Annotated in this window: 22 protein-coding genes; 10 read left to right on the top strand and 12 right to left on the bottom strand. The window is 53.7% G+C overall.

Features of this window, described 5'->3' with window-relative positions; genetic code table 11:
• Positions 1-13 precede the first annotated feature (13 nt).
• From M8Q36_RS21715 to pncB, 4 genes are all read right to left on the bottom strand, one after another.
• On the bottom strand, positions 14-1,204 hold the full coding sequence (locus M8Q36_RS21715; RefSeq protein WP_249882336.1) for an amino acid aminotransferase: 1,191 nt from the start codon (positions 1,202-1,204) through the stop codon (positions 14-16).
• Between the two features lie 187 nt (positions 1,205-1,391).
• Positions 1,392-2,534 carry a porin gene (locus tag M8Q36_RS21710; RefSeq protein ID WP_065368872.1) on the bottom strand — a complete coding sequence of 381 codons (1,143 nt, stop codon included), beginning with the start codon at positions 2,532-2,534 and terminating at the stop codon, positions 1,392-1,394.
• Between the two features lie 602 nt (positions 2,535-3,136).
• Positions 3,137-4,537: an asparagine--tRNA ligase gene (asnS, locus tag M8Q36_RS21705; RefSeq protein ID WP_249882335.1), complete on the bottom strand. Its 1,401-nt coding sequence runs from the start codon at positions 4,535-4,537 to the stop codon at positions 3,137-3,139.
• A 159-nt stretch (positions 4,538-4,696) separates the two neighbouring features.
• Positions 4,697-5,899, bottom strand: coding sequence for a nicotinate phosphoribosyltransferase (gene pncB / locus M8Q36_RS21700; RefSeq protein WP_249882334.1), 1,203 nt, complete (start codon positions 5,897-5,899; stop codon positions 4,697-4,699).
• A 263-nt stretch (positions 5,900-6,162) separates the two neighbouring features.
• Between pncB and pepN the strand changes: the two genes are divergently transcribed.
• Both pepN and M8Q36_RS21690 read left to right on the top strand, forming a co-directional pair.
• On the top strand, positions 6,163-8,775 hold the full coding sequence (gene pepN, locus M8Q36_RS21695) for an aminopeptidase N (protein WP_249882333.1): 2,613 nt from the start codon (positions 6,163-6,165) through the stop codon (positions 8,773-8,775).
• Positions 8,747-8,950, top strand: coding sequence for a hypothetical protein (locus M8Q36_RS21690; RefSeq protein WP_249882332.1), 204 nt, complete (start codon positions 8,747-8,749; stop codon positions 8,948-8,950). The genes pepN and M8Q36_RS21690 overlap by 29 nt, the downstream gene beginning before the upstream one ends.
• 32 nt (positions 8,951-8,982) lie before the next feature.
• Here the strand turns inward: M8Q36_RS21690 and ssuB are convergent, their stop codons facing one another.
• Genes ssuB through ssuE form a run of 5 tightly spaced genes read right to left on the bottom strand, consistent with a single transcriptional unit; the run spans position 8,983 to position 13,233 of the window.
• On the bottom strand, positions 8,983-9,759 hold the full coding sequence (ssuB, locus tag M8Q36_RS21685; protein WP_020457255.1) for an aliphatic sulfonates ABC transporter ATP-binding protein: 777 nt from the start codon (positions 9,757-9,759) through the stop codon (positions 8,983-8,985).
• Entirely contained in the window at positions 9,756-10,544 is a 789-nt protein-coding gene (gene ssuC / locus M8Q36_RS21680; RefSeq protein ID WP_249882331.1) for an aliphatic sulfonate ABC transporter permease SsuC, read from the bottom strand. Before ssuC ends, ssuB begins: the two co-directional genes overlap by 4 nt.
• Positions 10,545-10,551: 7 nt before the next feature.
• Positions 10,552-11,697, bottom strand: a complete 1,146-nt coding sequence (gene ssuD, locus M8Q36_RS21675) for an FMNH2-dependent alkanesulfonate monooxygenase (RefSeq protein WP_249882330.1) — start codon at positions 11,695-11,697, stop codon at positions 10,552-10,554.
• Complete coding sequence (locus M8Q36_RS21670) at positions 11,694-12,665, bottom strand: sulfonate ABC transporter substrate-binding protein (protein ID WP_020457258.1); 972 nt, start codon at positions 12,663-12,665, stop codon at positions 11,694-11,696. The genes ssuD and M8Q36_RS21670 overlap by 4 nt, the downstream gene beginning before the upstream one ends.
• Entirely contained in the window at positions 12,658-13,233 is a 576-nt protein-coding gene (gene ssuE / locus M8Q36_RS21665; protein ID WP_249882329.1) for an NADPH-dependent FMN reductase, read from the bottom strand. The genes M8Q36_RS21670 and ssuE overlap by 8 nt, the downstream gene beginning before the upstream one ends.
• Before the next feature lie 247 nt (positions 13,234-13,480).
• Here ssuE and pyrD point away from each other — a divergent pair, with 247 nt between their 5' ends.
• Positions 13,481-14,491, top strand: coding sequence for a quinone-dependent dihydroorotate dehydrogenase (pyrD, locus tag M8Q36_RS21660; RefSeq protein ID WP_065368864.1), 1,011 nt, complete (start codon positions 13,481-13,483; stop codon positions 14,489-14,491).
• Positions 14,492-14,659: 168 nt separating this feature from the next.
• Positions 14,660-15,202, top strand: a complete 543-nt coding sequence (gene zapC / locus M8Q36_RS21655) for a cell division protein ZapC (protein ID WP_249882328.1) — start codon at positions 14,660-14,662, stop codon at positions 15,200-15,202.
• On the opposite strand, the gene M8Q36_RS21650 is transcribed toward zapC, so the two are convergent.
• Positions 15,199-16,308 (bottom strand): YcbX family protein, encoded by a 1,110-nt coding sequence (locus M8Q36_RS21650; RefSeq protein ID WP_249882327.1) that lies wholly within the window; start codon positions 16,306-16,308, stop codon positions 15,199-15,201. The two genes, zapC and M8Q36_RS21650, sit on opposite strands and share 4 nt — an antisense overlap.
• 99 nt (positions 16,309-16,407) lie before the next feature.
• Here M8Q36_RS21650 and rlmKL point away from each other — a divergent pair, with 99 nt between their 5' ends.
• The 6 genes from rlmKL to rmf all read left to right on the top strand — a co-directional run bounded on the left by rlmKL (position 16,408) and on the right by rmf (position 24,336).
• Positions 16,408-18,516 carry a bifunctional 23S rRNA (guanine(2069)-N(7))-methyltransferase RlmK/23S rRNA (guanine(2445)-N(2))-methyltransferase RlmL gene (gene rlmKL / locus M8Q36_RS21645; RefSeq protein WP_249882326.1) on the top strand — a complete coding sequence of 703 codons (2,109 nt, stop codon included), beginning with the start codon at positions 16,408-16,410 and terminating at the stop codon, positions 18,514-18,516.
• Between the two features lie 12 nt (positions 18,517-18,528).
• A complete protein-coding gene (locus tag M8Q36_RS21640; RefSeq protein WP_249882325.1) occupies positions 18,529-20,436 on the top strand; it encodes an ABC transporter ATP-binding protein in 1,908 nt (635 codons plus the stop codon).
• Positions 20,437-20,447: 11 nt separating this feature from the next.
• Positions 20,448-21,716, top strand: a complete 1,269-nt coding sequence (pqiA, locus tag M8Q36_RS21635) for a membrane integrity-associated transporter subunit PqiA (RefSeq protein WP_249882324.1) — start codon at positions 20,448-20,450, stop codon at positions 21,714-21,716.
• Positions 21,706-23,346 carry an intermembrane transport protein PqiB gene (pqiB, locus tag M8Q36_RS21630; protein WP_017456220.1) on the top strand — a complete coding sequence of 547 codons (1,641 nt, stop codon included), beginning with the start codon at positions 21,706-21,708 and terminating at the stop codon, positions 23,344-23,346. Before pqiA ends, pqiB begins: the two co-directional genes overlap by 11 nt.
• A complete protein-coding gene (pqiC, locus tag M8Q36_RS21625) occupies positions 23,343-23,915 on the top strand; it encodes a membrane integrity-associated transporter subunit PqiC (RefSeq protein WP_249882323.1) in 573 nt (190 codons plus the stop codon). Before pqiB ends, pqiC begins: the two co-directional genes overlap by 4 nt.
• 253 nt (positions 23,916-24,168) lie before the next feature.
• Positions 24,169-24,336 carry a ribosome modulation factor gene (gene rmf, locus M8Q36_RS21620; RefSeq protein ID WP_017456222.1) on the top strand — a complete coding sequence of 56 codons (168 nt, stop codon included), beginning with the start codon at positions 24,169-24,171 and terminating at the stop codon, positions 24,334-24,336.
• Positions 24,337-24,406: 70 nt separating this feature from the next.
• Here the strand turns inward: rmf and fabA are convergent, their stop codons facing one another.
• Complete coding sequence (gene fabA / locus M8Q36_RS21615; RefSeq protein WP_131411023.1) at positions 24,407-24,925, bottom strand: bifunctional 3-hydroxydecanoyl-ACP dehydratase/trans-2-decenoyl-ACP isomerase; 519 nt, start codon at positions 24,923-24,925, stop codon at positions 24,407-24,409.
• Positions 24,926-24,994: 69 nt separating this feature from the next.
• A complete protein-coding gene (locus M8Q36_RS21610; RefSeq protein ID WP_249882322.1) occupies positions 24,995-26,755 on the bottom strand; it encodes an AAA family ATPase in 1,761 nt (586 codons plus the stop codon).
• Positions 26,756-26,814 lie beyond the last annotated feature (59 nt).

The raw sequence follows: 26,814 nt of genomic DNA, 5'->3' as shown, positions 1-26,814 counted from the left end.
TTACTGCCATAACTTACAGTACGGCAACGATAGCTTCGCACAGCGGTGACATATTATCCGGCGTCATGCCTGCGACGTTAATGCGTCCTGAAGCAACCGCATAGATACCAAACTCTTCACGCAAGCGCAGCACCTGTTCTTTGCTCAGGCCGCTGAACGAGAACATACCGTTCTGTTTGGTGATAAAGCTGAAATCGCGGTTAGCCCCTTTCTCCTGCAACGTGTTAACAAACAGCAGGCGCATACGCTGAATGCGCTGGCGCATGTCCGTTAACTCTTGCTCCCAAATGGCACGCAGAGCCTCGTTACTGAGAATGGTTGCAACCACGGAAGCGCCGTGCGCTGGCGGGTTAGAGTAGTTGGCACGAATAACGGCTTTCATCTGGCTGAATGCGCGATCGGCGCTTTCCGCGTCCGCGCTCACCAATGTGCAGGCACCGACGCGCTCATTGTACAGGCCAAAGTTTTTCGAGAACGAACTGGCAACCAGCAGCTCTTTATGCAGCGCGGCAAACGCGCGCAATCCTTCAGCATCTTCTTCGAGACCGCGGGCAAAGCCCTGATAAGCGAAGTCGAACAGCGGCAGCCAGCCTTTTTCAACGGACAGTTTCGCCAGTGTTTCCCACTGTTCCAGCGTTGGATCGATACCTGTCGGGTTATGGCAGCAGCCGTGGAACAGCACCACGTCGCCAGCCTGGGCGTTATTCAGGCTTGCCAGCAAACCATCGAAGTCCAGCGCATGGTTTTGCGCGTCGTAGTAAGCGTACTCACACACTTCCAGACCGGCTGAATTAAACACGCCTTTGTGGTTCGGCCAGCTCGGGTTGCTCACCCAGACTCGTTTTGCAGAGGTGTTTTTGGCGAGGAAATCCGCCGCCACGCGCAGGCCACCCGTACCGCCAGGCGTTTGCGCGGTGCGCGCACGTTTGTCATTGATAATCGCGCTGCCTTTGCCGAACAGCAGTTCCTGAGTGCAACGGCCAAACTCAGGAATACCGTCGATACCGAGGTAGTTCTTGGTGGTTTCATTTTCCAGCAGATAAAGTTCGGCTTTTTTAACGCTGGTCAGCACCGGGGTCTTGCCGGTTTCATCTTTATAGACACCAATGCCTAAGTTGATTTTATTGGGGCGTTCATCGGCGCGAAACAGATCGGCCAGACCCAGAATGGGGTCGGCAGGGGCGGCGGTTATATTCTCAAACATGACGAGGTTCCATTTTGATGACAGAAGGGAGATCCGCTATCAGGTTAACGGCTGACACAGGAATTGCCAACCGTTTGCGATAAAAAGCGCGATGCTTTTCAAAAGTCATTGTGATTTATCTTGCAGGCATAAAAAAACAGGGCCAAAGGCCCTGTTTGATATGCATATAACAGTCGAGGGTGACTGATTAGAACTGGTAGGTGAGACCAACAGCTGCCTGGTCATCAGTACCGATGCCGTAGGTTTTAGCGCTGTAATCGTTGCTATCCAGCAAGTTGAAGCGGTAATCGAAGAACACGTTCATGTTCTTGTTGAAGTAGTAAGTCACGCCAGCCTGGATATATTTAGCCAGATCTGCAGTGCTTTCCGCACCGTTCAGGTTTTTACCTTTGCTCTGGACATAAGAAATTGCCGGACGCAGACCGAAATCGAATTGGTATTGGGCAACAACTTCAAAGTTCTGGGTTTTGTTAGCCGCTTCCCAGTAATCAGCTGCAGTCTGTCCTGCCGGAGTAGCATTGTTAATTGCAGTCTGGCCAGCAGCGCTATTAACAATGGTCATGTTACGCGTTTCAGCATAAACAGTGGCGAGGTAGATGTTGTTTGCATCATATTTTGCACCAACAGCCCATGCTTCAGCACGGTCACCGTTGCCATCTGCTTCCTGTGCGGTGGTACGTTTGGAGTTGCTATATGCTCCGGAAACGCCGAAACCGCCACCAAAATCATAAGCTACTGAGTAACCGACACCATCACCGTTCTGCGCATTCAGGCTGTGGCTGGATTCGTTTTTGCCTTGATATTGTACAGCGAAAGCCAAGCCATCAACCAGACCGAAGAAATCAGAGTTACGGTAGGTCAGAACACCACCAGCACGGCTGGTCAGGTAGTTATCAGTGTAAGCGCCGCCCCAGGTTTCGCCGGAGAAGTACGGTGCCATATCAGTATAGGACTCAACGTCATATACAACACCGTAGTTACGGCCGTAATCCAGAGAACCAGCGTTGGCAACTTTCAGACCTGCAAATGCCAGACGGGTATTGCCTGCGCCTTGCTCGCCTTCAGCTTTGCTTGCATTGGTACGATATTCCCACTGACCATAACCAGTCAGATCGCTATTGATCTGAGTTTCGCCTTTAAAACCGATCTGGCCGTAAGTTGCATCGCTGTTAGAGCTGCCTTCGCCAGTGGTCGTCCAAACATGACGGCCTACAGCTTTACCATACAGGTCTACTTTGTTGCCGTCTTTGTTGTAGATTTCTGCAGCGTTAGCTGCACCGGCTGCCAGCAGAGCAGGGATAACCACTGCCAGAATATTGCGCTTCATCATTATTTATTACCCTCATTGGTTTTTTTGAACACCTGCCACTGCCGCCAATAAATTCCGTCAAAAAAAATTTACGGAACTATCGATGAGAGTTTGGTGTCTTTCTGTGTCTGAAAGGCATCTTTCCAAACATAACAACGTTTCGCTAGCCTGAAAGTGCTACAAATGTCTTAAAGCGGTAACAAAAAGAAATATTGTGTAATATTTTGTGTATTTTCGGGAACTTTGTGAACCATCTCAAAGTTCAGTACTGAGCGCTGATTTAATGAGCGATATCATTGCTATTTATATGAATTACTTATATTTAATTGAGCTAAAGGCTTTTCTTATCCGCTAAACGCTTGTGGCGTGTTTTTTCTTATAACGGCGTTTAGCCATCCGGATAGCTGTGTGTATTTTAACCAAAAGTGCTAATTAACAGGCTGACATATCCCGCAATAAACACTTTGGTTGATTTTGTGCCGAATGATTTCAGATATAAAAGTTGTGCAAAGAAGGGTAAAAAACACGGAGAGGATCGGTGATTACGCTGATGAGCTGTTAAGAAAAGTTGACGGGTGTCACATAAATGAAAAAGGCCAGCGATAACGCTGGCCTTTAAAACATCAGAATGTTGCTGAGCGCGGAGTACGCGGGAACGGGATCACATCACGCACGTTTTGTACGCCGGTCACATAAGCAATCAGACGTTCAAAACCGAGACCGAAGCCGGAGTGCGGTACAGTGCCGTAACGGCGCAGATCGCGATACCACCAGTAATCTTCTTTATTCAGCCCCATTTCTGCCATGCGGGCATCCAGGACATCAAGACGCTCTTCACGCTGCGAACCGCCAATGATTTCACCGATACCCGGCGCAAGCACATCCATCGCCGCCACGGTTTTACCATCTTCGTTTAGACGCATATAGAACGCTTTAATATCTTTCGGGTAGTTTTTCACCACCACCGGTGCTTTGAAGTGTTTCTCGGCCAGGTAACGTTCATGTTCAGAAGCCAGGTCAACGCCCCAGTACACCGGGTTTTCGAACTTCTCACCGCATTTTTCGAGAATGGCAACCGCATCGGTGTAATCAACCTGGGCGAAATCGGCCGCAATGAAGCGCTCAAGACGGCCAATCGCATCTTTGTCCACGCGCTCTTCAAAGAACTTCAGATCATCCAGACGCTCTTCCAGCACCGCTTTAAAGGCGTATTTCAGCATCGCTTCAGCCAGACGGGCGTTATCGTCGAGATTGGCGAAAGCGATTTCCGGTTCCAGCATCCAGAACTCCGCCAGGTGGCGGCTGGTGTTGGAGTTCTCCGCGCGGAACGTCGGGCCGAAGGTATAAACCTTGGACAGAGCGCAGGCATAGGTTTCCGCATTCAACTGGCCGGAAACGGTCAGGAACGCTTCTTTGCCAAAGAAATCTTTATCAAAATCGACTTTGCCTTCCGCGGTACGCGGCAGGTTTTCCATATCCAGCGTGGAGACGCGGAACATTTCGCCTGCGCCTTCGGTATCTGACGCGGTGATAAGCGGCGATGAGACCCAGAAGAAACCTTGTTCGTCGAAGAAACGATGCAGCGCCTGCGCCAGAGTGTGGCGAACGCGCGCAACCGCGCCAATCAGGTTAGTGCGCGGGCGCAGATGAGCAACTTCACGCAGATACTCAATACTGTGGCGTTTTGCCGCCATCGGGTAGGTATCCGGATCTTCAACCCAGCCGGTGACGTCGACAGAGGTCGCCTGAATTTCCAGACTCTGGCCTTCGCCCGGTGACGCCACAACTTTGCCGGTGACGATAACGGAGCAGCCGGTGGTCAGACGCAGCACTTCGTCATTGTAATTGGGCAGAGAATTATTAATAACGGCCTGTACAGGATTAAAGCAGGAGCCGTCATAAACGGCGAGGAAGGAGATACCAGCTTTAGAATCTCGGCGGGTGCGTACCCATCCGCGTACGGTGACTTCACTGTCAACGGCCACGCGGCTATGGAATACGTCGGCTACAGGCACAACGCTCATAATATTCTCTCTGTTAATAGTCGGAAAAAATAAACACTTGTCCGCCCGATTAGGGGGGATATCTATGTTACCTGGCGTACGCCATCAGACAAGCAGAATTCGCAGGAACAATTAATAAATTATTGGCAAAAAAGAAGGGAGCCCCCAGGCTCCCTGCTATTAACTGGCTTTTTTGACCTGCGGCAGGTCAAACGCTTCGCGTAAGGCGCGAACAAACGCCTTGTCATGGCAGATAGTTTTCCCGGGGCTGTCGGATAATTTCGCCACCGGTTTTCCGTTGCACTCAACGAGCTTGATAACAATATTCAGCGGTTTTACGCCGGGAATATCACACGTCAGGCGTGTCCCGATACCAAAGCCCAGCTTGACACGATCGGCAAAATGGCAATAGAGATCCAGCGCTTTGTTCAGGTCCAGATTATCCGAGAATATTAGCGTCTTCGACAGAGGGTCGATGCCGAGTTTCTCATAGTGGGCAATCGCTTTTTCGCCCCATTCCACCGGATCGCCAGAATCATGGCGCAGACCCTGGTAACGGGTTGCGAATTCCGGGCCGAAGTCACGTAAAAACGCATCCATCGTAATGCAGTCTGTTAACGCAATCCCCAGTTGGTTTGGATACTCCTCAAGCCAGGCCGCGAGTGCCGCGCGCTGGCTGGTGGCCAAATCGGGACTGATCTGTTGGTGGGCCTGGAACCACTCATGCGCCTGGGTGCCCATGGGGGTCAGCGACAGTCGGCGGGCCAGGTCATAATTACTGGTGCCAATAAACCAGGGTTCTTGTTGCAACCGTTCGACTATCGCTTGTTGCACATCGCGGGAGAAACGGCGGCGCGTACCGAAATCCATCAGGCGGAAGCCGGACATATCTACCTGCGCGGTACGTGCAGCGAAATCCGCCAGTTTCTCTTCCAGATGCAGCAGAGCCTGCTGCACGCCAGTCTGTGGCGAACGGCAGCGGTGAACCACTTCACTGATCACGGCCAGCAGCGGCACTTCCCACATGATCACTTCGCGCCACGGGCCGGAAAGGCTGATATGCAGCTTGCCGTTGTCGTTAGTAATCGTGACCTGGCGCGGGTCATAACGAAAATGACGTAGCCAGTTAAGGTAGTCAGGCTGAAAGAAGGGGAGGCCGGACAGCCACAGATACTCGTCATCTTGCAGACGCAACGATTGCATGGCGTCGACCTGTTCGCGAATCGCATCTGCGTAGATACCGAGCAGGTCATCGCCGCGACAGCGGAATTCAGCCGACACATGCACGTTATAATAGTGGTGAAACACCGCTTGCTGCATGTGCAGCTTGTAAGCGTCGGTATCCAGCAGCGTTTGCAGACCTGAGAAAGCAAGTTGAGTCATGGTGCGCAGTAGCATCCTCTTACAGGAGCGTTTAGTACAATAAACAAAGCAGAATGTCGCTGGAGTATACCTTGTTTACCTGGTTATTGAACCCTGATCACACCATAAGGTGTTGAATGGGTCGATGGCATTTCGTGCCGACTGTTATAAAAATGTAGCAGACAGAGCTTTTCCCTCTGAAAAGATGAAGATTCTGCGTGGCGCGTTTGCGGCAACCGGAATAGACTGGAGTCGTAACCAACAGAAGATGCTAAAGGTTTTTTATGACACAACAGCCACAAGCCAAATACCGCCACGACTACCGTGCGCCGGACTACCTGATTAGCGATATTGACTTGACCTTTGACCTTGACGCCGCAAAAACTGTCGTCACTGCGCTGAGCAAAGTGTCACGCCATAGCGCCTCTGCTGTGCCACTGCGCCTGGATGGCGGCGAGCTGACCCTGATTTCCATTCACATAAATGATGAGCCCTGGACCAACTATAAAGAAGAAGGCTCCCAACTGGTGATCGATGGCTTGCCAGAGCGTTTTACCTTACGCATTGTGAATGAAATAAGCCCGGCCGCGAATACCGCGCTCGAAGGGCTGTACCAGTCCGGTGAAGCGCTGTGTACGCAGTGTGAAGCGGAAGGTTTTCGCCATATTACCTGGTACCTGGACCGCCCGGATGTGCTGGCGCGTTTTACCACCAAGCTGATTGCCGATAAAACCCGCTATCCGTTCTTGCTCTCAAACGGCAACCGTGTTGATCAGGGCGAACTGGAGAATGGTCGTCACTGGGTACAGTGGCAGGATCCGTTCCCGAAACCCTGCTATCTGTTTGCGCTGGTCGCCGGGGATTTCGACGTCCTGCGCGACACGTTTACCACCCGTTCCGGGCGTGAAGTGGCGCTGGAACTATATGTCGATCGCGGCAACCTCGATCGTGCACCGTGGGCGATGACCTCGCTGAAAAATTCCATGAAGTGGGACGAACAGCGTTTCGGCCTCGAATACGATCTCGATATCTATATGATTGTCGCGGTCGACTTCTTCAATATGGGGGCGATGGAAAACAAAGGGTTGAATATCTTCAACTCGAAATACGTGCTTGCCCGCACCGATACCGCGACCGATAAAGACTACCTTGATATCGAGCGCGTCATTGGTCACGAATATTTCCATAACTGGACCGGTAACCGCGTAACTTGCCGCGATTGGTTCCAGCTCAGCCTGAAAGAGGGCCTGACGGTGTTCCGCGATCAGGAGTTCAGCTCTGACCTGGGCTCCCGTGCGGTAAACCGCATTAATAATGTGCGCACCATGCGTGGTCTGCAGTTCGCCGAAGACGCCAGCCCGATGGCGCACCCGATCCGCCCGGATAAAGTTATTGAAATGAATAACTTCTACACCCTGACGGTGTATGAAAAGGGCGCGGAAGTGATTCGCATGATGCATACATTGCTTGGCGAAGAGAATTTCCAGAAAGGGATGCAACTCTATTTTGAGCGTCATGACGGTAGCGCGGCGACCTGCGACGATTTCGTGCAGGCCATGGAGGATGCGTCAAACATCGATCTGTCGCATTTCCGCCGCTGGTACAGCCAGGCCGGTACGCCAGTGGTGACGGTGCACGATGATTACAACCCGAACACCGAACAATACACGTTAACCATCAGCCAGCGCACACCGCCGACCGCCGAACAGCAAGACAAACTGCCGCTGCACATTCCGTTCGATATCGAACTGTACGATAACGAAGGTAAAGTGATCCCGTTGCAGAAAGACGGGCACCCGGTACATAACGTCCTGAACGTCACTCAGGCGGAACAGACCTTTATCTTTGATAACGTCTATTTCCAGCCGGTGCCGTCGCTGCTGCGTGAATTCTCCGCGCCGGTGAAACTGGAATATAAGTGGAGCGATCAGCAACTGACCTTCCTGATGCGCCACGCCAGTAACGATTTCTCCCGCTGGGACGCGGCGCAAAGCCTGCTGGCTACGCACATTAAACTGAACGTTGCGCGCCATCAGCAGGGCCAGGCGCTGTCGCTGCCATTGCATGTCGCGGATGCTTTCCGCGCGATCCTGCTGGACGAAACGATTGATCCGGCGCTTGCCGCAGAGATCCTGACGCTGCCGTCGGCAAATGAGATCGCCGAACTGTTTGAAATCATCGATCCTGTGGCCATCGCGGCGGTACGCGAAGCGCTGACGCGCACGCTTGCCACCGAACTTGCGGATGAGTGTCTGGCGGTGTACAACGCGCACAAACTCGATAGCTACCGCGTTGAACATGCGGATATCGGCAAACGCTCTTTGCGTAACACGTGCTTGCGTTACCTGGCGTTTGGCGATGCGCAACTGGCAGACAAACTGGTGAGCCAGCAGTATCACGACGCCGATAACATGACGGATGCGCTGGCAGCGCTCTCGGCGGCGGTTGCCGCACAGCTGCCATGCCGCGATGCGCTGATGCAGGAGTACGATGACAAGTGGCATCACGACGGCCTGGTGATGGATAAATGGTTTATCCTGCAGGCCACCAGCCCGGCGGAAGATGTGCTGCAAACGGTGCGCAGCTTGCTGAAACACCGCTCGTTCACACTCAGCAACCCGAACCGCATCCGCTCGCTGATTGGCGCTTTTGCCGGCAGCAACCCGGCCGCGTTCCATGCGCTGGATGGTAGCGGCTATCAGTTCCTGGCTGAAATGCTAACCGAGCTGAACAGCCGCAACCCGCAAGTGGCATCGCGTCTGATTGAGCCGTTGATCCGCCTGAAACGCTATGATGCTAAACGTCAGGCGATGATGCGTGCGGCGCTGGAGCAGTTAAAAGCGTTGCCGAACCTTTCCGGCGATCTGTATGAGAAAGTCAGCAAAGCGCTGGCGTAATAACAATGCCGCCTTCACTGAAGGCGGCATTGATTTTCCCCGTAAAGGGCGCGCCGAAACGGTTATAAAGAAGCGTCTGCCAGTCCGTGATTTAACCTTCAAACCAATCGAACCGAGCCAGAGCCTGTTGATGATCACGCTGGCAGAGCGGTGTTCAGTGACTAATCAGCCTTAACGGGCGCGAAGTGTGCCAGCTAATACAGAACATTAAGCGTGACGAGTTTTTGGGAACGGAACGGTTTCCGACTCGCTGCGTTTCATCACCCGATTCAACACTTCCGCTTCCAGTTCTGCCAGTCTCACCGAACCCAGGCGGCGCGGATGCGGCAGATCGATGGCCAGGTCCAGCCCGATTTTTCCCTCTTCGATTAACAGGACGCGATCCGCCATCGCCACCGCTTCACTGACATCATGTGTCACCAGCACCACCGTGAAACCGTGTGTCTGCCACAGCTCCATAATGAGCGCCTGCATCTCCAGACGGGTTAACGCATCCAGCGCGCCTAATGGCTCGTCGAGCAGCAACAATCCCGGTTGATGTACCAGCGCCCGCGCCAGCGCGACCCGCTGTTTCTGCCCGCCGGACAGCGCCGCTGGCCACTCGCTGGCTCGCTGCTCCAGCCCGACCGCGCGTAACGCATCCTGTGCGGCTTCCCGCCAGCGGCCTTTCAACCCTAAACCAACATTATCTATCACAGACTTCCATGGCAGCAGCCGGGCATCCTGAAACATCATCCGCGTGTCGTTTTGAATATTCGCCAGCGGTGTATTGCCCGCTAACAGCTCTCCGGCATTGGCGGTTTCCAGCCCGGCGAGCAGGCGCAGCAATGTGCTTTTGCCTCCGCCGCTGCGGCCTACCACGGCGACAAACTGCCCGGCGGCAATATGCAGATCCAGCCCGCTGAGGACGGTGTTATCGCCGTAACGTTTACTCACGCCGTTTAATAACAACGGGATCCCCTGAGTGAGTCGCGCCGTATTCATGCTGTTGCCTCCTTCACGTGGTAAGCGGGATGCCAGCGTAGCCACAGGCGCTCCAGCAATTGCGCACTCACATCGGCCAGTTTGCCGAGCAGGGCATAGAGAATGATGGCGACTACCACAACATCGGTTTGCAGGAATTCTCTGGCGTTCATCGCCAGGTAGCCAATTCCGGCGTTGGCGGAAATTGTCTCGGCCACAATCAGTGTCAGCCACATCAGACCGAGTGCAAAACGCACCCCGACCATAATCGACGGTAGCGCACCGGGCAGGATCACATGAGCAAAGAGCGCAAAACCAGACAAACCGTAGCTGCGCGCCATCTCCAGTAATCCCCGGTCGATATTACGAATGCCGTGCCAGGTATTGATGTAAATGGGGAACAACGTGCCAAGTGCTACAAGAAAAATTTTCGCGCTCTCATCGATACCAAACCACAAGATAACCAGTGGGATCAGCGCCAGATGCGGCACATTGCGCAGCATCTGGATGGAGGTATCCAGCAGACGTTCTCCCCAGCGCGATAACCCGCTAATCAACCCCAGTGTCAGACCGATACTGCCGCCAATCGAGAAACCAATCACCGCGCGCCAGGAGCTGATCGCAAGATGTTGCCATAATTCACCACTCACGCTTAATGTCCAGAACGCTTCCAGCACACCTTCCGGTGAGGGCAGAATGCGCGTGGAGAGCAAGCCGGTGGAGGAGGCGATTTGCCACACCACCACAATCCCCGCCGGCAGCAGCCAGGGGGCAATGTGCAGGAGCCATTTCTTTTCCGCTGCCATAATTGCCTCAGCTTTGCGCCACTTTTCGGGGAATAAACTCGTTCGCCACCGTTTCGCCCTGCAGTTGCAATGGCTGTGGCTGCGGAATTTGCGGCACAGCAACATCAAGGTGCGGGAACAGCAGTTCACCAACGCGATATGCCTCTTCCAGGTGCGGATAACCGGAAAGAATAAAACTGTCGATACCAAGCTCAGCGTATTCATTGATTCTTGCCGCGACGGTCGGGCCATCGCCCACCAGCGCGGTTCCCGCGCCGCCGCGCACCAGCCCAACGCCAGCCCACAGGTTGGGGCTGATCTCCAGTTGATCGCGCTTGCCGCCATGAAGCGCCGCCATCCGCTGTTGACCTACGGAATCCTGGCGAGAGAAGGCGGCCTGCGCTTTAGCAATCGTGGCATCATCCAGATGGGCGATCAGGTTATCTGCTGCCTGCCAGGCTTCGGCATTTGTTTCCCGGACAATCACATGCAGACGAATACCGAAGCGCACTTTACGCCCGTGGGCTGCGGCTTTGGCGCGCACCTGCTCAATTTTTTCTTTTACCTGCGCTGGCGGCTCGCCCCACGTCAGATAGAGATCAACCTGCTCAGCGGCCAGATCCTGCGCCACATCGGACGATCCACCGAAATAGAGCGGCGGTCGCGGTTGCTGCACCGGCGGGAAAAAGAGTTTCGCGCCGCGTACATGAATATGTTTGCCTTCGAAGTCTACGGTGTCGCCTTCCAGCAGACGACGCCAGACGTGAGTAAATTCCGCGGAGGCTTCATAACGCTGCGTATGATCGAGAAATACCCCGTCTCCGGCCAGTTCCTGCGGATCGCTGCCGGTCACCAGGTTAAACAGCGCACGTCCATTTGAGAGCCTGTCCAGCGTGGCCGCCTGGCGCGCCGCAACGGTCGGCGACGTGACGCTGGGACGCAGGGCGACAAGAAACTTCAACCGCTGCGTTACCGGGATAAGTGAGGCGGCGACCAGCCACGCATCTTCACAGGAGCGTCCGGTCGGGATCAGCACCCCGCTGAACCCTAAACGATCCGCCGCCTGAGCGACTTGTTGTAAATAAGCATGATCTACCGGGCGCGAGCCGTGGTCCGTCCCTAAGTAGTGACCATCGCCGTGGGTGGGTAAAAACCAGAACAGATTTAAGCTCATGATTTGGCTCCTTGTTTGGCCGGTTGCCAGATACGGGTGCGAATATCGACTTTTTTCGGTAGCAACCGGTTCTCATAAAAGAGATCGGCCGTTTGCTGTTGCAGTGCGGCGGTGGTGTCATCGACCGGTGAGATTTTGGTCGGTGGGCGGTGATCGAAATAGCTGGCAATCACCGGCTGGGGCAGTCCCAGCGTTTTGGCAAACAGCGCGATGCTTTCGTCACGCTGGCTAATGGTTAATGCATCGGCTTCGCTAAAGGTATTCAGCACGCCCTGAATAAATGCACCGTTTTTTTCCGCATAGGGACGCGAAGCTAAATAGAAGGAGCCAGTCTGTTTCAGTGTGGTGCCGTCTTTTAATACACGCACGCCACCCTGCAACAGCGCCGCTGAGTAGTAAGGATCCCAGATGGCCCAGGCATCAACGTTACCTTGCTGGAACGCGGCGCGCGCATCCGCAGGTGTCAAAAACACGGGCTGGATATCGCTGAATTTCAGCCCAGCCTGTTGCAGTGCGCGCAGCAGTAAATTGTGTGAACTGGAACCTTTCTGGAAAGCGACTTTATGCCCTTTCAAATCGGCAACCGTTTTAATCGGACTGTTTTGTGCAACAAGGATCACTTCTGCTTTCGGCTTTGGTGGCTCAACGCCGACATACAGAAGATCCGCCCCCGCGGCTTGGGCAAAAATTGGCGGAATGTCGCCCGTGCTGCCGAGATCGATACTGCCAATATTCAGTGCTTCCAGCATTTGCGGGCCTGCCGGGAATTCCGTCCAGGTGATTTTGGTGTTCGGGTAGCGTTTTTCCAGCAGTTCATGGCTTTTTGCCAGCACCATGCTGACGCTGCCTTTCTGGTAACCAATACGCAAACTTTCCGGTGCCGGTTCGGCGGCCTGCGTCCAGGCGGAAAGCGTCAGTAAGCCGCTTAACGCCAGCCATTGCGCGCGATTTTTAAACAGATTAAACATGCGCGACTCCTTGCGGCAGGTGGAAATCCGGCGCCTGGATATCCCGGCGGTGCAGCGCTTGCCAGAAAGTTTCCAGCGCCTTATCCAGTCGGGTTTGCAGATTGGGCGTCAGGCTGGGCTTATGCTGGTAATCCAGCACCTGGCTATCATCGGCGAAGACGCCATGCAGGATCTCTTGCGCTTTCAGTGCGCTGAGCACCGGCTTCAGGGCGTAATCCACCGCCAGCATATGCGCCACGGTGCCGCCAGTGGCCAGCGGTAACACCACTTTGCCTTCCAGCGCTCGCTCAGGAAGGAGATCGAGCAGCGTTTTCAGGGCGCCGGAGTAGGCCGCTTTATAAATAGGTGTCGCGACGATTAACCCGTCGGCCTCGTTGAGTTGCTCAATAAAGGTTTGCAACGCGGGGCTATCGAAGCGGGCATAGATGAGATCCTCCGGCGCGAAATTTTGCAAATGCCAGTGACACACTTCGATATCCTGCGCATTCAGGCGCTCGCGGGCATACTCCAGCAACGCGCTGGAGCGGGAGGGAAAGCGCGGGCTTCCGGCCAGGGTGACAACTCTCATAATCGCTCCTTATAACCAATTGTTTGCTTTTAGATAACATTCATAACAATTAAGGGCAGTGTGGCAGAGTCGATTTATTCCACTAAATGATTTATTCGATGAAAATATGCTGAAATTTGCATAAAGGAGAGAGGTAAGAGAAAACGATTGCGTCGATTCGCCTTTTTTTGCCGCAGGTCAATTCCCTTTCGTCGGGTAATCACTGATAATACGCCCCCGGTTTGCAACCGGGAATCCAGGAGAGTTCATGTACTACCCCTTCGTTCGTAAAGCCCTTTTCCAGCTCGATCCAGAGCGCGCTCATGAATTAACGTTCCAGCAATTACGCCGTATTACCGGCACGCCTTTCGAAGCCCTTGTACGTCAGCGTGTACCGGAGAAACCGGTCAAATGCATGGGTCTGACCTTTAAAAACCCGTTGGGGTTAGCGGCCGGGCTGGATAAAAATGGCGAGTGCATTGATGCGCTGGGCGCGATGGGGTTTGGCGCCATCGAAATCGGTACCGTGACGCCACGCCCGCAGCCGGGTAACGACAAGCCGAGGATCTTCCGTCTGGTGGATGCCGAAGGGCTGATCAACCGTATGGGTTTTAATAATCTTGGCGTGGATAACCTGGTTGAGAACGTAAAGAAATCACACTTCGACGGTGTGTTGGGCATTAATATTGGTAAGAATAAAGACACGCCAGTCGAGCAGGGTAAAGATGACTATCTGATTTGTATGGAAAAAATCTATGCCTACGCCGGTTATATCGCCATTAATATTTCTTCGCCAAATACGCCCGGTTTGCGCACGTTACAATATGGCGAAGCGCTGGACGATCTGCTTACGGCAATTAAGAATAAGCAAAACGATCTACAAAACCTGCATCATAAATATGTTCCGGTAGCCGTAAAGATCGCACCAGATCTTTCTGAAGAAGAATTGATCCAGGTGGCCGATAGTTTAGTTCGCCACAATATTGATGGTGTTATTGCCACTAATACCACGCTTGAAAGATCGCTGGTTCAGGGAATGAAACATTGTGACGAAACGGGTGGGTTAAGCGGTCGTCCGTTGCAATTAAAAAGCACGGAAATTATTCGGCGATTGTCGCAAGAATTAAACGGACGCTTGCCGATTATTGGCGTAGGCGGCATCGACTCGGTGATAGCGGCTCGCGAGAAAATCGCCGCCGGTGCGTCACTGGTGCAAATTTATTCGGGCTTTATTTTTAAAGGTCCACCGCTGATTAAAGAAATCGTTACCCATATCTAATCTTTTATCCCTTCCTGCGCAACCAGGGCTTTATTTCCCGCCCTGGTTGTTTTATATTCCACCACTGTTGCTAATTTAAACATTTTAGTCTTTTATTATTTAGGTAATAAACGAGGCGGCAAACAGGATGAAAAAGCGACAGGATGTTTAGGGGAAGGGGAGAGGAAAATGCGAATTAAACCTGACGATAATTGGCGCTGGTATTTTGATGATGAGCATGATCGCATGATGCTCGATTTAGCCAATGGCATGTTATTTCGCTCTCGTTTTGCCCGTAAGATGCTGACGCCAGACGCTTTCTCACCGTCTGGTTTTTGCGTTGATGATGCTGCGCTCTATTTCTCCTTTGATGAAAAATGCCGCGATTTGCCGTTATCCCATGAGCAACGCGCTGAACTGGTGCTTAACGCGCTGGTAGCGATTCGCTTCCTCAAGCCGCAAATGCCGAAAAGCTGGCACTTTATGACGCATGATTCCCTGTGGACGCCTGTTACGGGCGAAGGCGCTTGCGTCTGGCTGAGCGATACGCAAGAGTGTGTGAATCTGCTGGTGGTTGAACCGGGTGAGAATGCTGCGCTGTGTCTGCTGGCGCAACCCGGCGTGGTGATTGCCGGGCGCACCATGCAACTGGGCGACGCGATTAAAATTATGAACGATCGCCTCAAACCACAGCTGCATACCAACGCAATTCAGCTCGAACAGGCGGTTTAAGCCTCCAGTCGCAGCGATGTTTTCGGCACACAGCTACAGCAGAGAATTGAACCATCCGGCGCAACCGCTGATTTCTTCAGCGCACTGACTTCACCTTCCACTACGCGAATACGGCAGCAACCGCAAATCCCGGCGCGACACGAGTAGGGCACGCGAATCCCCTGATTTTCAAGCTGTTCAAGCAACACTTGTTGGTTATTGCCGCGAAATGTTTGACCTTGCCAGTTGATTTCTACCGTGCCTGCGGGTTGCGCATCCTGTTCAACAGCCTCTTCGGCTTCGCCTGCGCCGTATATTTTCGCCGGCGCCGTTGCCAGCACGGCCACTTCATCGCCAACGCGGATCACACCGCTATTACGGGCAATCAGGTTTTGGCCGAAATCGACGGTACCGTTGTCCTGCGCGGTGCGAAAACGCTGTAAGGTGGCGAGAGGTTCACCGGAGGGGTGTTTTTGCCCGCGCTCCGGGCTGACGGTAGTGAACACGCAGCGGCTGCACGGTTTCACGACGTCGAAAACCACCTCGCCAATACGCACCACTTTCCAGCTGTCCTCTTCCCACGGCTGCGCGCCTGTTACCACCAGGTTGGGGCGAAACTGCTCCATTTTCACGCTGGCCGGACAACGGTTTTGTACATCACGCAGCGAGGCTTCGTTAGCCAGCAGATAGGGAAAACCATCGGCGAAAGATAACGGTACGTCGTCGTGGTGTTTAACGCGGCGGGTTAATTCAGGTCCAACCCAGCGCAACTGCACCTCGCGCGCAAAAAAGCCGCTCAGCCAGCGATTAATTTCGTCGGGCGCGATAAGGGCAGTAAAGTGGTTTCCCCACACTTCCGTGGGCGCGGCGTCGGGCGCAAAATCGGCAAAGCGAATGACCGCGCTGCTGCCATCCGGTGCGGTCAGGTGCAAACCATCGGTTAACGGTGAGGGCGTAAAGCGCGCCATCTGCGGATACTGTCGTGCGGTAATAAAAGTGCCATCGGGTTGCGTGACCATAAATACACGGTCAAAAGCGAGGCCGCTGATATCGGCAAGCGCATGCGTGAGGCCGATACCGCGCATGGATTTTACCGGATGAATAAAAAGACGTGAAAGCGTTGGCACGTCTTCCCCCTGTCTGATGAAAATTAGCCCTCAACTTTATGACATGAACGCCAGATTAGCTATAATGCGCAACAATTTTCGTTGAGTGTAAGTGACATTATGATTTCTCTGTTTGCCAGTACGGCCCGCGGGCTGGAAGAGCTGTTAAAAACTGAACTGGAAAAACTCGGTGCCGTTGAGTGCCGGGTGGTTCAGGGTGGTGTCCATTTTGAAGGGGACACGCGGCTCCTGTACCAGAGCCTGATGTGGAGTCGTCTGGCTTCGCGCATTATGCTGCCGCTCGGGGAGTGCAAGGTTTACAGCGATCTTGATCTCTACCTCGGCGTGCAGGCGATCAACTGGACAGAGATGTTTAATCCGGGCGCAACCTTCGCCGTCCATTTTAGCGGCCTGAACGATGAAATTCGTAACAGCCAGTACGGCGCGCTGAAAGTCAAAGATGCGATCGTCGACAGCTTTACCCGCAAAAACCTGCCGCGTCCGAATGTGGAACGTGAGATGCCGGATCTGCGTATTAATGTCTGGCTGAACCAGGATACGGCAAATATCTCCCTTGATCTGAGCGGCGAAGGTTTGCACCTGCGCGGCTACCGCGATCGCACCGGGATGGCGCCGATCAAAGAGAACCTGGCCGCCGCGATCGTGATGCGTTCTGGCTGGCAGCCAGGCACGCCGCTGCTCGATCCGATGTGCGGTTCCGGGACACTGCTGATTGAAGCTGCGATGGCGGCGACCGATCGCGCGCCGGGTCTGCACCGCGGCCACTGGGGTTTTGGTGGCTGGGCACAGCACGATGAAGCGCTGTGGCAAGAGGTGAAAGCCGAGGCGCAAACGCGCGCGCGCGCGGGGCTGGCGAATTACGCCGCCCATTTTTATGGGTCAGACAGCGACGCGCGCGTTATCGATATCGCCCGTAAAAACGCCCGACGCGCCGGGATTGGCGAGCTGGTGACTTTTGAGGTCAAAGATGTTGCCGAGCTGAGCAACCCGCTGCCAAAAGGGCCGTACGGTACGGTGATCAGTAACCCGCCGTATGGTGAGCGTCTGGAGAGCGAACCGGCGCTGATCGCGCTGCATAGCTTGCTGGGCCGTCTGCTGAAAGCGCAATTTGGCGGCTGGAATCTGTCGCTGTTTAGCGCCTCGGTTGATCTGCTGAACTGCCTGCAATTGCGCGCGGAGCGCCAGTTCAAAGCGAAAAACGGCCCGCTGGATTGCGTGCAGAAAAATTACCATCTGGCGGAAAATACCGGCGAAGCGAAAGCGCCGGCAATGGCGGAAGATTACGCGAATCGCCTGCGCAAAAACGTTAAAAAGCTGGAAAAATGGGCGCGTCAGGAAGGTATCGAATGTTATCGCCTGTACGATGCCGATCTGCCGGATTACAACGTCGCGGTCGATCGCTATGCCGATTGGGTGGTGGTGCAGGAGTATGCCGCACCGAAAACGATTGATGCGCAAAAAGCGCGTCAGCGCCTGTTTGATATCATTGCGGCCACCATTCATGTGTTGGGGATTGCGCCAAACAAGCTGGTGTTGAAAACCCGTGAACGGCAGAAGGGCAACAATCAGTATCAGAAAATGAATGAAAAGGGTGATTTCATGGAAGTGAGCGAATATAACGCTCGCCTGTGGGTCAACCTGACCGATTATCTTGATACCGGTCTGTTCCTCGATCACCGTATCGCGCGCCGTATGCTCGGCCAAATGAGCAAAGGCAAAGATTTCCTGAATCTTTTCTCTTATACCGGCAGCGCCAGTGTGCATGCAGGTCTGGGCGGTGCGCGCTCGACGACAACGGTGGATATGTCACGTACCTATCTGGAGTGGGCCGAGCGCAACCTGCGCCTTAATGGTCTGAGCGGTCGTGCGCATCGCCTGATCCAGGCTGACTGCCTGGCGTGGCTGCGCGATACTGATGAGCAGTTCGACCTGATCTTTATCGATCCGCCGACCTTCTCCAACTCCAAACGTATGGAAGAGTCTTTTGATGTACAGCGCGACCATATGGCGCTGATGCAGGATCTCAAACGCCTGTTGCGTAAGGGCGGCACGATCATGTTTTCCAATAACAAACGCGGTTTCCGTATGGATCTCGACGGGCTGGCGAAACTGGGTCTTAAAGCACAAGAAATCACCCAAAAAACGCAGTCGCAGGATTTTGCCCGCAACCGTCAGATCCACAACTGCTGGCTGATTACCGCAGCCTGAAAGGATAAATAAATGTCATTAATCAGTATGCATGGCGCGTGGCTGTCATTCAGCGATGCGCCGCTTCTCGATAATGCTGAGCTGCATATCGAAGAAAACGAACGCGTGTGCCTTGTCGGGCGTAACGGCGCGGGGAAATCAACGCTGATGAAGATCCTCAACCGGGAAGTTAACCTGGATGATGGTCGCATTGTGTATGAGCAAGATTTGGTGGTGGCACGCCTGCAACAGGATCCGCCGCGTAATGTTACCGGCAGCGTCTACGATTTTGTCGCTGAAGGGATTGAAGAGCAGGCCGAGTATCTCAAGCGCTACCATGAGGTTTCCCATCTGGTGATGAGCGATCCGAGCGATAAAAACCTCGCCGAGTTAGCGCGTGTACAGGAGATGCTAGATCACCACGGTTTGTGGCAACTGGAAAACCGTATCAATGAAGTGCTGGCGCAGCTGGGGCTGACGGCGGATATGTCGCTCTCCGCCCTTTCCGGCGGCTGGTTGCGTAAAGCGGCGTTAGGGCGCGCGCTGGTGAGCGGTCCGCGTGTGCTGCTGCTCGACGAACCAACCAACCACCTGGATATTGAAACTATCGACTGGCTGGAAGGGTTCCTGAAATCTTTCGGCGGCACCATCATCTTTATCTCTCACGATCGTTCGTTTATTCGCAATATGGCGACGCGTATCGTCGACCTCGATCGCGGCAAGCTGGTTTCCTATCCGGGCAACTACGATCAGTATCTGCTGGAGAAAGAAGAAGCCCTGCGCGTGGAAGAGCTGCAAAATGCGGAGTTTGATCGCAAGCTGGCGCAGGAAGAGGTGTGGATCCGCCAGGGCATCAAGGCGCGTCGTACTCGTAACGAAGGCCGAGTCCGCGCGTTAAAAGCCATGCGCCGCGAGCGCAGTGAACGCCGTGAAGTGATGGGCAGCGCGAAGATGCAGGTAGAAGAAGCTTCCCGCTCCGGCAAGATTGTTTTCGAGATGGAAGACGTCAATTACGGCATCGATGGCAAAGTGCTGGTGCGCGATTTCTCCACGCAAGTGCAGCGCGGCGACAAAATCGCGCTGATTGGCCCGAACGGCTGCGGTAAGACTACGCTGCTGAAACTGATGCTGGATCAACTCAAAGCCGATAGCGGGCGTGTCCATGTCGGCACCAAACTGGAAGTGGCCTATTTCGATCAGCACCGCGCCGAACTGGATCCGGATAAAACGGTGATGGACAACCTTGCTGAAGGTAAGCAAGAAGTGCTGGTGAATGGCAAGCCGCGCCACATTCTGGGTTACTTGCAGGACTTTCTGTTCCATCCGAAACGGGCGATGACGCCGGTACGTGCGCTCTCTGGTGGGGAACGTAACCGACTGTTGCTGGCGCGTTTGTTCCTGAAACCCAGTAACCTGTTAATTCTTGATGAACCAACCAACGACCTGGATGTTGAAACGCTGGAGCTGCTGGAAGAGCTTATCGACGCCTATCAGGGGACGGTTCTGCTGGTGAGCCACGATCGTCAGTTCGTTGATAATACCGTGACCGAGTGCTGGATCTTCGAAGGCGAAGGTCAGATTGGTCAGTATGTTGGCGGCTATCACGATGCCCGTGGTCAGCAGGCGGCGTCGCAGATGCAAAAGCAGGACGCCGCGAAAAAAAGTCTGGAAGTGCCGGTAGCCAAAGCAGAAACTGTCAAACGCAACAGTAACAAACTAAGCTATAACCTGCAGCGTGAACTGGAACAATTACCGCAAAAGCTGGAACAACTGGAAGCACAGCTTGGGGATTTGCAAGCGCAGGTCGCCGATGCCAGTTTCTTTAGCCAGCCGCACGACCATACGCAGAAAGTCTTAGCCGATATGGCTTCGGCGGAGCAAGCGCTTGAGGAAGCGTTTGAACGCTGGGAGTATCTGGAGGCTCTGAAAAACGGCGCATAAAGGGAGCCTGTATGTGTGAACACCACCACGCCACTCGCCACATTCTCTGTTCGCAATGTGACATGCTGGTGGCGTTACCGCCGCTGCAACATGGACAAAAAGCGGCGTGCCCGCGTTGTGGGACAACGCTTGCGACCGAGTGGGACGCGCCGCGGCAGCGTCCCACTGCGTATGCTATCGTCGCGCTGTTTATGCTATTGCTCTCCAACCTTTTTCCCTTCGTAAACATGAAAGTAGCAGGCGTTGCCAGCGAGGTGACGCTGCTGGAAATCCCTGGTGTGATGTTCTCGGAAGATTACGCCAGCCTTGGCACTTTCTTTCTGTTGTTCGTGCAGTTTGTGCCGGCGTTTTGCCTGGTGACGATCCCGCTGTTGGTTAATCGCGTGCCGATGGATTTTCGCCTGAAAATTGGTCTTGCCCGCGTGTTATTTCAACTGAAGAGTTGGGGGATGGCGGAGATCTTTCTCGCCGGGGTATTGGTGAGTTTCGTCAAACTCATGGCTTATGGCGATATTGGTATCGGCAGCAGTTTCATTCCCTGGTGCCTGTTCTGTCTGCTGCAACTGCGGGCGTTTCAATGCGTAGACCGCCACTGGCTGTGGGACGACATTGCGCCAGCGCCAGCTGTTGCGCAGCCGCTGCATGTCGGTGTACCAGGTATCCGCCAGGGGCTGCGATCCTGCCCTTGCTGCACGGCGATAGTGGCGATTGACCAGCCGGTTTGCCCACGTTGCCATACTCATGGCCATGCACGTCGGCGCAACAGTATTCAGTGGACGCTGGCGCTGCTGATGACCGCCATCATGCTCTATCTGCCCGCCAATATTTTGCCCATCATGGTGACCGACCTGTTGGGCGACCGCATGCCGTCGACCATTCTGGCCGGGGTGATTTTGCTGTGGAGCGAGGGGTCGTATCCGGTTGCGTTAGTGATTTTTATCGCCAGCATTATGGTGCCGACGCTGAAAATGATTGGCATCGCCTGGCTGTGTATTGATGCGAAAGGGCACGGAAAGCGCGATTGCGAACGCATGCATTTTATTTATGAAATAGTGGAATTCGTTGGGCGCTGGTCAATGATCGACGTGTTTGTTATTGCCGTACTGTCTGCGCTGGTGCGGATGGGGGGGCTGATGAATATCTATCCTGCGATGGGTGCGCTGATGTTTGCGCTGGTCGTTATTATCACGATGTTTGCGGCAATGACTTTCGACCCGCGTCTGAGCTGGGATCGCGAGCCACAAACGCACCATGAGGAGTCGTTAAAGCATGGAGAATAAGAGTGGGGAAGCCAGGGTGCAAAAGGTGAGAAACTGGTCACCGGTGTGGATCTTCCCGATTGTGACGGCACTGATTGGGGCCTGGATCCTTTTCTATCATTACAGCCATCAAGGCCCGGAAGTCACCCTGATCACCAATAACGCCGAAGGAATTGTCGGTGGTAAAACGACGATTAAAAGCCGCAGCGTGGACGTTGGCGTAGTGGAGAGTACGACGCTGACCGATGATCTTACCCATGTTGAAATCAAAGCGCGGCTCAATTCCGGCATGGAAAAGCTCCTGCATAATGATTCGGTATTCTGGGTGGTGAAACCGCAGGTGGGTCGCGAAGGTATCAGCGGGCTTGGTACGCTGCTTTCGGGTGCCTATATTGAACTTCAGCCCGGTGTAAAAGGCAATGCGCCGGAGCGCTACAACTTGCTCGATTCGCCGCCGCTGGCCCCGCCGGATGCGAAAGGTATCCGGGTGATCCTTGACAGTAATAAAGCGGGGCAATTAACCGCAGGCGATCCGGTGTTGTTCCGGGGTTATCGCGTAGGTTCGGTGGAAACCAGCACCTTCGATACGCAAAAACGGACCATGAGCTATCAGCTCTTTATTAACGCGCCGAACGATCGGCTGGTGACCAGCAATGTGCGTTTCTGGAAAGACAGCGGGATTGCTGTCGATCTCACCTCCGCCGGGATGCGCGTCGAGATGGGTTCGCTGACGACGCTGTTTGGCGGCGGTGTCAGCTTCGATGTGCCAGATGGCCTGGATTTGGGGCAGCCAGTGGCGGAAAACAGCGCTTTTAAGTTGTATGACGATCAGCGCAGTATTCAGGATTCGCTATACACCGAACACGTTGATTATCTGATGTTCTTTAAAGATTCTATCCGTGGCTTGCAACCCGGCGCGCCGGTTGAATTCCGCGGCATCCGTCTTGGTACGGTGAGCAAGGTGCCGTTCTTTACGGAAGGTATGCGCCAGGCGCTGAATGATGATTACCGTATTCCGGTTCTGATCCGTATTGAGCCTGAACGTCTGGCGAACCAATTGGGTGAAGATCCGGATATGAGCGCACATCTGAATGAGCTACTGAAGCGTGGTCTGCGAGGCTCGTTGAAGACCGGTAATATCGTTACTGGCGCCCTGTATGTTGATCTCGACTTTTACAATAATGCCCCGGCGATCAGTGGCATGCACGAGTTCGCTGGCTATCCCATCATCCCGACTGTGAGTGGTGGACTGGCGCAGATCCAACAACGGTTAATGGATACGCTTGATAAAATCAACAACTTACCGTTGAATCCGATGATCCAGCAGGCGACGAGCACGTTATCTGAAAGCCAGCAAACGCTCAAACGTCTGCAAACGACGCTGGATAACCTCAACAAATTGACCGCCAGCCAGTCGATGCAGCAACTGCCTGCAGATATGCAGAGCACACTACGAGAGCTTAACCGCAGTATGCAGGGCTTCCAGCCGGGTTCCGCCGCTTACAATAAAATGGTGGCGGATATGCAGCGCCTCGATCAGGTATTGCGTGAACTGCAACCGGTGCTGAAAACGCTCAACGATAAGAGCAACGCGCTGGTATTTGAAGCGAAAGGGAAACCCGATCCGCAGCCGAAGAGGGCAAAAGAATGAAAAGGAGCGCATTAGCGATACTGGCGCTGTTGCTGACAGCCTGCAGTAGCAGCGGTGATAACAAAAGCTACTATCAGCTTCCTTCGCCGTCGCAAGTAAAGGCGCAGGCGATGGCCGGGCAAAACCAGGGGAATCGTCAGTTATGGGTAGAGCAGGTCTCGGTACCTGATTTTCTCGCGGGGAATGGCGTGGTGTACCAGACCAGCGATGTGCAATATGTCATTGCTACGAACAATTTGTGGGCCAGTCCGCTCGATCAGCAACTGCGTAACACGCTGGTATCCAATCTGAGCAATCAACTGCCTGGCTGGGTGGTCGCATCGCAGCCGCTAGGCAGTGAACAAGATACGCTAAACGTAACCGTGACCGGTTTTCATGGTCGCTATGATGGGCGAGTGATTGTAAGCGGCGAATGGTTACTTAAACACCAGGGACAACTGATTAAGCGCCCCTTTCATATTGAGCTGAAACAGCAGCAGGATGGCTATGATGAAATGGTGAAAATGCTGGCTCAGGGCTGGCAGCAAGAGGCTGTCAGTATTGCGAATGCGCTAAATCGTCTGCCATAAGTAAATCTAAAGTCTGTAAAAACCGCCATAGACAAAATCTATGGCGGTTTTTTTATGTTTCAGTACAAACCATTAGTTGTGCTGGCTCACATTTTTTGTACAAATGAACTTTTGTGTAGCTCACATTTATGACACTGGCGTGAATTTTGCGCATTGACGACGAAGTCTATTCAAGGTATTTGTGACCTGTGGTTGCGCATTAAGTGACCACTGTTTTCTTTTCCACCAGATCAAATAATGAGGGAAACGAGGCATGAAGAGACAAAAACGCGATCGCCTGGAACGGGCACATCAACGTGGTTATCAGGCTGGTATTACCGGGCGTCCGAAGGAAATGTGTCCCTACCAAACCCTGAATCAAAGGTCCGAGTGGCTGGGAGGCTGGCGGGAGGCCATGGAGGACAGGGCAGTCATTGCCTGATTCTGTCTCTTTAAAAAAGAAACCTCCGCATTGCGGAGGTTTCGCCTTTACCGGGGTGGGTAACCTGGTATCAGAAATTAGACGTATCCTGGAACAGACCTACTTTCAGATCCGCAGCAGTGTAGATAACGCGGCCATCAACCAGCACTTCGCCATCTGCCAGACCCATGATCAAACGACGGTTTACAATGCGTTTAAAGTGAATACGGTAAGTCACGGTTTTCGCCGTTGGCAGCACCTGGCCGGTGAATTTCACTTCGCCTACGCCCAGCGCGCGACCTTTTCCTTCGCCGCCGAGCCAGCCCAGATAGAAACCAACCAGTTGCCACATTGCATCAAGGCCGAGGCAGCCTGGCATCACCGGGTCGCCAATGAAATGGCAGCCAAAGAACCACAGATCCGGGTTGATATCCAGCTCAGCTTCAACATAGCCTTTATCGAAGTTACCGCCGGTTTCAGTCATTTTGACCACACGGTCCATCATCAGCATGTTCGGTGCCGGCAATTGCGGGCCTTTTGCGCCAAACAATTCGCCACGACCAGAGGCAAGAAGATCTTCTTTTGTATAGGATTCGCGTTTATCTACCATGTTCTCAGTAAGCCTTATTTGTAGTTTCGGACGCAGGATAGCTAACACGTGTACGCTGAACAAGTCCGATCAGTTTCGGATAAACCAGTTCAACCAGCGAAGCGGCCACGGGAAGCGGTGGCGCGCATCCTGCTGTGTTGCCTGCGCGATACGTTCCTGGATGAGTTGCTTAAGGTTGTTTTGCCCTTCGGCATCCCACGGCAAACCCGTTAATAAGGGTAGCGCATCCATCATGTCATCTACTGCCCAGATGAAAAATTGCTGCGCCTGAATAGCATCCAGAAGTTCCTGCTGCAGGCAGAGATGGCGTACATTTGCCGAGGGAATAATCACCCCTTGCTTGCCAGTGAGCTGGCGCTGCTGACAAATAGCGAAGAAGCCTTCGATTTTTTCATTCAGCCCGCCGACCGGCTGGGAGCGACCAAATTGATCCACCGAGCCTGTGATCGCAATGCTCTGATTAAGCGGAACTTCAGATAGCGCGCTGATTAATGCGCACAGTTCAGCCATTGATGCGCTGTCACCGTCGACTTCGCTGTATGATTGTTCAAAAGCCAGTGAGGCGGAGAAGGGGATCTGTTGTTCCAGTTCCAGTTCCGACATCAGGAACGCTTGCATGATCATCATGCCTTTGGCGTGGATATTACCGCCCAGCTCAGCTTTGCGTTCAATATCGTTAAACTCGCCATCGCCAACATGTACCACACAACTGATTCGCGAGGGTTCACCAAAGGCACGTGGATGTCCCGGAAACTCGATAACGGACAGCGCATTGATCTGGCCGATGCGTTCTCCTTCGGTTTCGATCAGGATTTGCTCAAGCAGGATCTCATCCTGCATGCGTTCCGCCAGGAAGCCTTCACGCCACTCTCGCTGAGCAAGCATTGTCTGGAACTCTTCCCCGCTGAAGGTTTCATCGGTGGACATCGCTGCCACTTCGCGCAGTTGCCGCGACAACCACATTGGGCAAAGTGGTAATGTTTCCTGATCGCCTGTGTAACGGACGGCTTCACGAATTAGCTTTGGCCATGCATCAGCTGCAGGGGCAGGCAAGTGCGCATCGCGTGCGGTTTGCTCGACCCACTGACGCCATATGGACATCGTTTCGGCATCGGCAATTTGCAGCGTTTCTTCGTATTCGCTGTAAATGGCCTGCGACGCGAGTTCCGGCTCCATTTCCTGGAAATCCGCCAGTGATTCACGTTCACCCACCAGGATGACTTTGAGATCCATTGGCATAGACGGCACAATGACCGGCAGGGGGCGCGATTCATCAAAGGAAACCCAGTCAAAACGGCGCTGCGTTACCATGGTTTTCAGACGCATCCACAAAAGTGGCTGTGCAAGAAGAGTACGTAGGGAAATTATCAATACCCCACCGTTTGCCTGATGGACGAGGCCGGGTTGTAACGTGATTTCCTGATTAAACTGGCGAAGGCAGCCGAAAAGTTGTTCTGCCTCTACCCAGTCAGCGATCGCGGTAGGCTTGTTGCCGATAAAATTTGCCTGAGCATCAGCCGAAGGTTCAAAGTGAATCGCGGAACCATTGACATGATATTGGCCACCAGAAAATGGGCGGGCTTCGGGGATGAGCATTTCGGTGGCGCTGGCGATAAGCGCAAGATATTCGGCTTCTTCTGGCGCTTTAGCCAGCAAAAAGCGTGACGTCGCCTGCGGATAGAGCAATTGCTCCAGCGCGTACTGTAATCGGGGTTGCGTATCGGCCAGGGAGAAGTCCGTTTCGCGGGCTAATTCGGACGATTCAAACACTTCCTGATAGCTGGTGGTATCAGGAACCAGGTCGTTCCATTCAAGTTTTGTAATGGTCAAAGTCGTTTTTTTAGTCTGATGTCAAAGGCGCGATTATACCGTAAACGCTCCAACAGCAC

Source organism: Kosakonia sp. R1.Fl (genome assembly GCF_023516815.1).
GTDB lineage: Bacteria > Pseudomonadota > Gammaproteobacteria > Enterobacterales > Enterobacteriaceae > Kosakonia.
The sequence above is the reverse complement of the archived record's forward strand: the minus strand, read 5'-3'. Positions and strand labels throughout refer to the sequence as shown.

Bases quoted from the DNA above. Each gene is read 5' to 3' on its own strand.
- fabA (WP_131411023.1), bottom strand. From the start codon at position 24,925: ATGGTAGATAAACGCGAATCCTATACAAAAGAAGATCTTCTTGCCTCT.
- pyrD (WP_065368864.1), top strand. From the start codon at position 13,481: ATGTACTACCCCTTCGTTCGTAAAGCCCTTTTCCAGCTCGATCCAGAG.
- M8Q36_RS21710 (WP_065368872.1), bottom strand. From the start codon at position 2,534: ATGATGAAGCGCAATATTCTGGCAGTGGTTATCCCTGCTCTGCTGGCA.
- ssuD (WP_249882330.1), bottom strand. From the start codon at position 11,697: ATGAGCTTAAATCTGTTCTGGTTTTTACCCACCCACGGCGATGGTCAC.
- zapC (WP_249882328.1), top strand. From the start codon at position 14,660: ATGCGAATTAAACCTGACGATAATTGGCGCTGGTATTTTGATGATGAG.
- M8Q36_RS21640 (WP_249882325.1), top strand. From the start codon at position 18,529: ATGTCATTAATCAGTATGCATGGCGCGTGGCTGTCATTCAGCGATGCG.
- M8Q36_RS21670 (WP_020457258.1), bottom strand. From the start codon at position 12,665: ATGTTTAATCTGTTTAAAAATCGCGCGCAATGGCTGGCGTTAAGCGGC.
- pqiB (WP_017456220.1), top strand. From the start codon at position 21,706: ATGGAGAATAAGAGTGGGGAAGCCAGGGTGCAAAAGGTGAGAAACTGG.
- rlmKL (WP_249882326.1), top strand. From the start codon at position 16,408: ATGATTTCTCTGTTTGCCAGTACGGCCCGCGGGCTGGAAGAGCTGTTA.
- pqiA (WP_249882324.1), top strand. From the start codon at position 20,448: ATGTGTGAACACCACCACGCCACTCGCCACATTCTCTGTTCGCAATGT.
- M8Q36_RS21715 (WP_249882336.1), bottom strand. From the start codon at position 1,204: ATGTTTGAGAATATAACCGCCGCCCCTGCCGACCCCATTCTGGGTCTG.
- rmf (WP_017456222.1), top strand. From the start codon at position 24,169: ATGAAGAGACAAAAACGCGATCGCCTGGAACGGGCACATCAACGTGGT.
- M8Q36_RS21690 (WP_249882332.1), top strand. From the start codon at position 8,747: ATGAGAAAGTCAGCAAAGCGCTGGCGTAATAACAATGCCGCCTTCACT.
- asnS (WP_249882335.1), bottom strand. From the start codon at position 4,537: ATGAGCGTTGTGCCTGTAGCCGACGTATTCCATAGCCGCGTGGCCGTT.
- pncB (WP_249882334.1), bottom strand. From the start codon at position 5,899: ATGACTCAACTTGCTTTCTCAGGTCTGCAAACGCTGCTGGATACCGAC.
- ssuB (WP_020457255.1), bottom strand. From the start codon at position 9,759: ATGAATACGGCGCGACTCACTCAGGGGATCCCGTTGTTATTAAACGGC.
- ssuE (WP_249882329.1), bottom strand. From the start codon at position 13,233: ATGAGAGTTGTCACCCTGGCCGGAAGCCCGCGCTTTCCCTCCCGCTCC.
- pepN (WP_249882333.1), top strand. From the start codon at position 6,163: ATGACACAACAGCCACAAGCCAAATACCGCCACGACTACCGTGCGCCG.
- ssuC (WP_249882331.1), bottom strand. From the start codon at position 10,544: ATGGCAGCGGAAAAGAAATGGCTCCTGCACATTGCCCCCTGGCTGCTG.
- pqiC (WP_249882323.1), top strand. From the start codon at position 23,343: ATGAAAAGGAGCGCATTAGCGATACTGGCGCTGTTGCTGACAGCCTGC.